Below are 6,628 nucleotides of genomic sequence, written 5' to 3'. Positions count from 1 at the left end.
GGCAGGAGCTTCTCTGCCAATTCCGCGGGGGTGTCCTGGAGCCCGATCACAACGCTCCCCTCGGCGAGGGCGCCGGCGGCTCCCACCAGGCTTTCCCGTCGCCGGGTGGGCCCCTTCAACAGGGGGGCAGCACCGTCCGCGATTGATCCTGCAGTGGGGAACAGCCGGCTGTGCCCGGGACGCCCAAGCGTTGAAGGTTCACCCAGTTCGGCGAGGATGGTGAGAACCCCGGTGGCGGCCGCGACGGAAATCTGCTGGCCCACCATGGCTCGAATGAGGATCTCATGGGCGTCGACCGCACCAGGCAGGCGCATGCCCGGATACCTCTGGACGCGCGCCTGCAGCGAAGGGTCCGCGGAGAGGACATCGTCGATCGCCGTAGGGTCGGCATCAAGGTCGAACAACCTCCGGATGCGGGCCAGCAGCACGGGCAGGTCCTTCAGATGCTCCACTGTGACCGCAACGTTGAGGCCTCCGGGCGCGCGTCGGGCCTGGAACCAGCCCTCCCCGCCCGGCAGCCGGACCAGACGGGCGTAACTGGACGCGTCCGCTACCTCGATCCCTGCTACGGCGCGGGCCGCCAGGAAAGTGAAGATGCCGTCGTCGTACGGGGTCCGCGCGGGCAGTGTCAGGCTCAGGGAGGTCGCTGCGCCGGCAGCCGTGGAAGCATGCGACAGGAAGCGGCTGCGGTGCCGGAGCTGGGAGGGGGAGAGGTCATACACCTCCTGGATGGTCTCGTTGAATTGGCGGACGCTGTTGAAGCCCGCTGCGAATGCCACATCGGAAAGCGGCATGTCGGTGGCCGTAAGCAGCGTCCGCGCCGTCTGCGCACGGGAGGCTCGCGCCAGGGCGAGCGGTCCGGCGCCGAGCTCGGACTGAAGGATCCGACCGAGCTGCCGGGTTGAATACCCCAAACGGAGCGCAAGGCCCGGCACACCACTGCGGTCGATCTCGCCGTCGGAAATGAGCCGCATAGCCCGCGCGGCGGTGTCGGAGCGCAGGTTCCAGGCCGGGGTCCCCGGCACGGCTTCCGGCAGGCACCGTTTGCATGCGCGGTAGCCCGCCTCGTGCGCAGCCGCAGACGTCGGATAGAACGTGACGTTGGAGGGCTTGGGTGTGCGCGCCGGGCAGGATGGACGGCAGTAGATCTTTGTCGTTGCCACGGCGGTGACGAATTGCCCGTCGAACCGCGTGTCCCGCGACTCAATAGCGCGGTACTGCTGCCAGAAGTCCATGTCTCAATCCTCGCAGGCGGCATGGTGCGCTGCTAGCGGAAATCGGACACCGCCGTGCGGAGGACTCGGGACCGGCTTGATACGGTCTTTTGGTGGATCCAGCACTACAACGCGCCCGGTTGGCGCATCCGGCCATCGACGTGGCGCCGCTCCTGCTTGGCGCACACCTGACGTACGACGACGGCGCGGACCCGGTTACGGTGCGCCTTACCGAAGTGGAAGCGTATATGGGCGCTGAAGACCCGGGCTCGCACGCCTTTCGCGGACAGACGGCACGCAATGCCACGATGTTCGGAGAGGCCGGCCACCTGTACGTGTACTTCACCTACGGGATGCACTACTGCGCCAACGTCGTGTGCGGGGTTCCCGGCAACGCCACCGGTCTGCTGTTGCGCGCCGGAGAGGTTGTCAGCGGACTGGACACAGCGCGGCGCAGGCGCGGACACCCGCGTACGGATCGGGACCTCGCCCGCGGCCCGGCCCGGCTGGCGCAGGCACTCGGGATCGACCGCTCGCTCGACGGCAGCGACGTCTTCTCGGAGCGGCTCCGGCTCGAGCTTCCCGAGCATCCGGCTGACCCGTTGCGCTTGCAGACCGGACCCAGAGTCGGAGTGAGCGGTCCGGGCGGATCCACGGCCTACCCCTGGCGCTACTGGCTCGCGGGGGAACCCAGCGTGTCCGTGTACCGGCCCGCTGCCAAGCCCCGGGCAGCACGGAACACGGCGGTCGCCGCAAGCGCTCCAATCCACGGGGAAGCCCCAGCACAGTCAGGACAGGCATGACAGTACAGACCCTCAGGGACCTCATCCTCACGCACTGCGTCAGCGTTCCCGACTTCCCCAAGCCCGGGGTCACGTTCCGCGATCTGACACCCGTCTTCGCGGACGCAGAAGCATTCGCTGCGATCATTCCAGCCCTCCTCAAGCCTTTCGAGGGCAGGTTCGACCGGGTGGCGGGAGTGGAGGCGCGCGGTTTCATCCTCGCCGCTGCGGCCGCCTATGGCGCCGGAACAGGGGTGACCGCCGTACGCAAACCGGGAAAACTTCCCCGCCAGGTGCACAGCGAAAGCTATTCGCTTGAGTACGGGAACGCAGCGGTCGAAATCCACCGCGACGAGTTCCCTCCGGGGACCCGCGTGCTGGTGCTTGACGATGTCCTCGCCACCGGCGGAACGCTCGCCGCGGCGGTGCGCCTGTTGGAACGGGCAGGCGCCGAAGTGGTGGGAGCCGCCGTCGTGCTTGAGCTGGAAGGGCTTGGAGGCAGGGTGGCTGTCCCAACTCCTGTTCACGCCCTGGTAACCATTTAGCAGTGTAAAAGGCGGACGCTCATGGAAATTCGCACCCAGCGGGATAGAATTGACGGTCCGCCTTGGCGAGAGGGAACGCGCAATGCCTGAAATGTCCATAGCCCGGAACGAACTGGAACACGAGCGCCGCTACGTAGCCGGTCTGTACCAGCGGCTTGATGAGCTCCGCGCCGAGAAGCAGCGCCAGCTCGATCAGGTGCGCCGGACTATATCCGCTGGTTCACACCAGAACCGGTCCGAACGCGACGCCTTCGCGACCATGTATGAGGACCGGCTCGCGCAGTTGAATGCTGTCGATGACCGTCTCGTCTTTGGACGGCTGGACCTCGACACGGAGGAAGAGCGTTACATCGGTCGTATCGGCCTGTCCACCGAAGACCTGCAGCAGCTCATGGTCGACTGGCGGGCGCCCGAAGCCGGCACGTTCTACCAGGCCACCGCCTTCGAACGCATGGGTGTCCGCCGCCGCCGCCACCTCATCCTGTCCAAGCGGGACGTCGTGGCCATCGAGGACGACGTCCTTGACGCCTCCATGCTCACGGAAGACGATTCCCTCCAGGGCGAGGGCGCTCTGCTCGCCGCGCTGAATTCCAAGCGCACGGGCCAAATGTCCGACATTGTGGGCACTATCCAATCCGAGCAGGACCGCATCATCCGTGCGCCGCTGCCGGGCGTCGTCGTCGTGCAGGGTGGTCCCGGTACGGGCAAGACCGCAGTGGCGCTGCACCGGGCCGCGTATCTGCTCTACACCCACCGCGAGCGGTTGAAGTCGGCGGGCGTGCTGCTCGTCGGCCCCACCAGCGCATTCATGAGATACATCGAGCGCGTGTTGCCCTCACTGGGTGAAACCGGTGTTGTGATGGCCAGCATCGGGAGCCTGATGCCCGGCATCCGGGCGGTGCCGGAGCCCTCCGAGGAGGTTGCTGCGCTCAAGGGCCGGCTGGATATGGCAGAGGTCGTGAAGCAGGCGGTCGCCAACCGCCAGCGCATTCCGGCCGAGAACCGCAAACTCAACGTCGAGGGAACAACGCTCATCCTGACGCCGCGGCAGGTCCGGCGGGCCCGCGACCGCGCCCGGGCAACCGGAAAACAGCACAACGACGCCCGGACGACGTTCGTGAAGATCATGCTGCGCGAACTCACCGAGCAGTTGACCGAGCAGTTGGAGGAATCATCGGGTGCCGGCAATACGGCGGACCGCTCGTACCTCGCCGAGGATGTCCGGACATCCCGGGACGTGCGGATCGCGCTGAACCTCGCATGGATGCCGATGACGCCCGAGAAACTCCTGCGAGATCTCTTTTCGAAGCCTGCGCACCTTGAAGCGGCGGCGCCCCACCTGACTGACGCCGAACGGGAACTGCTGTACCGGCCGGAAGACTCCCCATGGACCGAGGCGGACGTGCCGCTGCTTGACGAGGCAGCGGAATTGCTGGGGGAGCTCGATGCCTCAGCCGGCCGGAGTGCCGCCGAGAAGGAACAAGAACGACGCCGGGACCTCGCCAACGCGGAGCGCGCGCTCGAAAATGTCAGCGCGACCCTGGAAGATGCCGGCGTCGATGGGATGCTGACCGCGGAAGCACTGGCCGAGCACAACACCGTGGCCGAAGCCCGCCTGACCGCCGCCGAGCGCGCATCCGGTGACCGCACCTGGGCCTACGGGCACGTTGTGGTTGATGAAGCGCAGGAGCTCTCGCCCATGCAGTGGCGGTTGCTTATGCGCAAATGCCCCCTCAAGTCCTTCACCATCGTGGGTGATATCGCACAGACCAGCTCAATCGCCGGTTCGCATTCCTGGCAACAGGCGCTCGAACCGTTCGTGGGGGAGCGCTGGCAGCTTGAGGAACTTACGGTCAACTACCGCACGCCTGCGCAGATCGCAGAGGCAGCCGTACGCATGGCCAATGCTGCCGGCCTGGTGGTGTCTGCTCCGAAGGCGGTCCGTGATGGCCGGTGGGACCCGGTGATCGATCGGGTGACCGAGTTGGAACCCGCACTCCTGTCCGCATTGCCTGAAGAACTGGACGCAATAGCCGGGGGGCTCCTAGCGGTCATCGCCCCGGCGAGAATCGTCGAGCAGGTCCGTTCCGCTGTCACCCGTATTCATGGGAACCGAGTAGGTCAGGGCGCGGGCGGACTGGGCCAGGACATCGTGGTTATCACCCCGCGGGACGCGAAGGGTCTTGAATTCGACGGCGTGATCGTTCTCGAGCCGGCCGAGATGCTCCGGCAGGAGGCCGTCCGAATTGGCGACCTATACGTGGCGATGACCCGTCCTACCCAGCGCCTTCGTCTCATCTCAACCGGCGAAATTCCCGACGGCATTGAGGGCTGATACTTTGAAGCGGTGCAACAACCTATCGAGGCGGCCCGTCCAGCCGTGAACCAGCAGCAGAATGACAGCACTTTCGACAACCTCTGGCAGGAACTGAAGTGGCGTGGACTGATTCACGTTTCCACTGACGAGACGGAGCTGGAGAAGGTTCTCGCCGGGGAGCCGATCACTTATTACTGCGGGTTCGATCCGACGGCTCCGAGCCTTCACCTCGGCAACCTTGTCCAACTGCTGACCATGCGTCGTCTGCAGCTTGCCGGCCACAGGCCAATCGGTCTGGTCGGAGGCTCCACCGGGCTCGTCGGGGATCCCCGGCCGTCGGCTGAGCGCACGATGAACACCAAGGAAACCGTTGCCGAGTGGGTTGGGTACCTGCAGGGCCAGGTCCAGCGGTTCCTGAGCTTCGAGGGTGACAACGCCGCTCGCATGGTCAACAACCTGGACTGGACGGCGCCCATGAGCGCCATCGACTTCCTTCGCGATGTCGGCAAGCACTTCCGGGTCGGCACCATGGTCAAGAAGGAAACAGTCGCCAAGCGACTCAACTCGGACGAGGGCATCAGCTACGCTGAGTTCAGCTACCAGGTGCTGCAGGGGATGGATTACCTTCATTTGTTCCGGGACCACCAGTGTGTACTGCAAACTGGTGGCTCCGACCAGTGGGGCAACCTGACCAGTGGCACGGAGCTCATCCGCAAGGTCGAGGGCAAGAGCGTCCACGCGATCGGAACGCCGCTCATCACCAACTCCGACGGCACCAAGTTCGGCAAGAGTGAAGGCAACGCAGTATGGCTGGATCCGAACATGACCACGCCGTACGCGATGTACCAGTTCTGGCTCAACACCTCCGACGCTGATGTGATCGACCGGCTGAAGGTGTTCACGTTCCGTAGCCGCGCCGAAATTGAGCACCTTGCTGAGTCGGTTGAGAGCCGGCCGCACCTGCGGGAGGCTCAGCGCGCACTGGCTTTCGACGTGACCTCGCTGGTTCACAGCGTTGAGGCAACGGAGAAGGTCATCGCCGCGTCCGCGGCTCTCTTCGGGCAGGGCGATCTTGCCGCACTCGATGAGATGACGCTACGTGCTGCAACAGCCGAGCTGCCGAGCGCGAAGGTCGGCAGCAATGGGCTCGGTATTATCGACCTTCTGGTGGCTAGCGGATTGGCGCCGAGTAACTCAGCGGCCCGCCGCACCGTTGCAGAAGGCGGCGCCTACGTGAACAACGAAAAGGTCTCGGATCCCGAGGCAACCGTCGGATCACAGCAACTGCTTCACGGGCGCTTTCTGCTCCTTCGTCGGGGCAAGCGGACCCTCGCGACCGTCGAGGTCGGCTAGTTTCAGACGCAGACAGGTCCGGCCCGGTGCGGATTTGCACCGGGCCGGAACGGCGTGTAAAGTTTTCTGAGTCGCCGCCGCTGAGCAGCGACAAACTCCCTCCTAAAACTCAAGTGGTTCGGGCGTGCGCCGAAGGCAGCGTCCAAAGCCAGGCGATTTGTGGTGGGTGAATTCGAATTGTTTTGAACGAATTCGGGCAAATAAGCCGATTTGACAGAAACAAAGAGAATGAAATAGATTTAGAAACACCGCAGCACGGAAATGCAAAACAAATTGCATAGTACGTGAATTGCTTCTGTTGTTTGAGAACTCAATAGTGTGCCATGTTTGTTGATACCGATTGTTTTTTGATTGGTTGATTTACTGGTCATTCACCTCCGTGGGTGGCTGGTTTTTTGGCTGGTTTCGAATTTTGTG

5 protein-coding genes are annotated in these 6,628 nt (G+C 64.3%); 4 read left to right on the top strand and 1 reads right to left on the bottom strand.

The annotated features are described in order from the left end of the window. Nucleotides 1-1,235 (bottom strand): AlkA N-terminal domain-containing protein (locus tag RIF85_RS13755; RefSeq protein ID WP_309072463.1); only part of this gene is annotated, 1,235 nt, incomplete at its 3' end. 92 nt (nt 1,236-1,327) lie between these two features. Between RIF85_RS13755 and RIF85_RS13750 the strand changes: the two genes are divergently transcribed. From RIF85_RS13750 to tyrS, 4 genes are all read left to right on the top strand, one after another. After that, on the top strand, nt 1,328-2,017 hold the full coding sequence (locus RIF85_RS13750) for a DNA-3-methyladenine glycosylase (RefSeq protein WP_309072462.1): 690 nt from the start codon (nt 1,328-1,330) through the stop codon (nt 2,015-2,017). Further along, the gene (locus RIF85_RS13745; protein ID WP_309072461.1) at nt 2,014-2,541 is read left to right on the top strand and encodes an adenine phosphoribosyltransferase; all 528 of its coding nucleotides are present in this window, start codon (nt 2,014-2,016) and stop codon (nt 2,539-2,541) included. The genes RIF85_RS13750 and RIF85_RS13745 overlap by 4 nt, the downstream gene beginning before the upstream one ends. An 82-nt stretch (nt 2,542-2,623) precedes the next feature. Then, complete coding sequence (locus RIF85_RS13740) at nt 2,624-4,876, top strand: HelD family protein (RefSeq protein WP_375164442.1); 2,253 nt, start codon at nt 2,624-2,626, stop codon at nt 4,874-4,876. A 12-nt stretch (nt 4,877-4,888) separates the two neighbouring features. Continuing rightward, on the top strand, nt 4,889-6,211 hold the full coding sequence (gene tyrS, locus RIF85_RS13735) for a tyrosine--tRNA ligase (RefSeq protein WP_375164443.1): 1,323 nt from the start codon (nt 4,889-4,891) through the stop codon (nt 6,209-6,211). The last annotated feature ends 417 nt before the right edge of the window (nt 6,212-6,628 follow it).

The organism is Arthrobacter sp. (assembly GCF_031179385.1).
In the GTDB taxonomy this organism is placed as follows: Bacteria; Actinomycetota; Actinomycetes; order Actinomycetales; family Micrococcaceae; genus Arthrobacter_D.
Note: the sequence above shows the minus strand (reverse complement) of the source record. Positions and strands in the feature narration are given on the sequence as shown.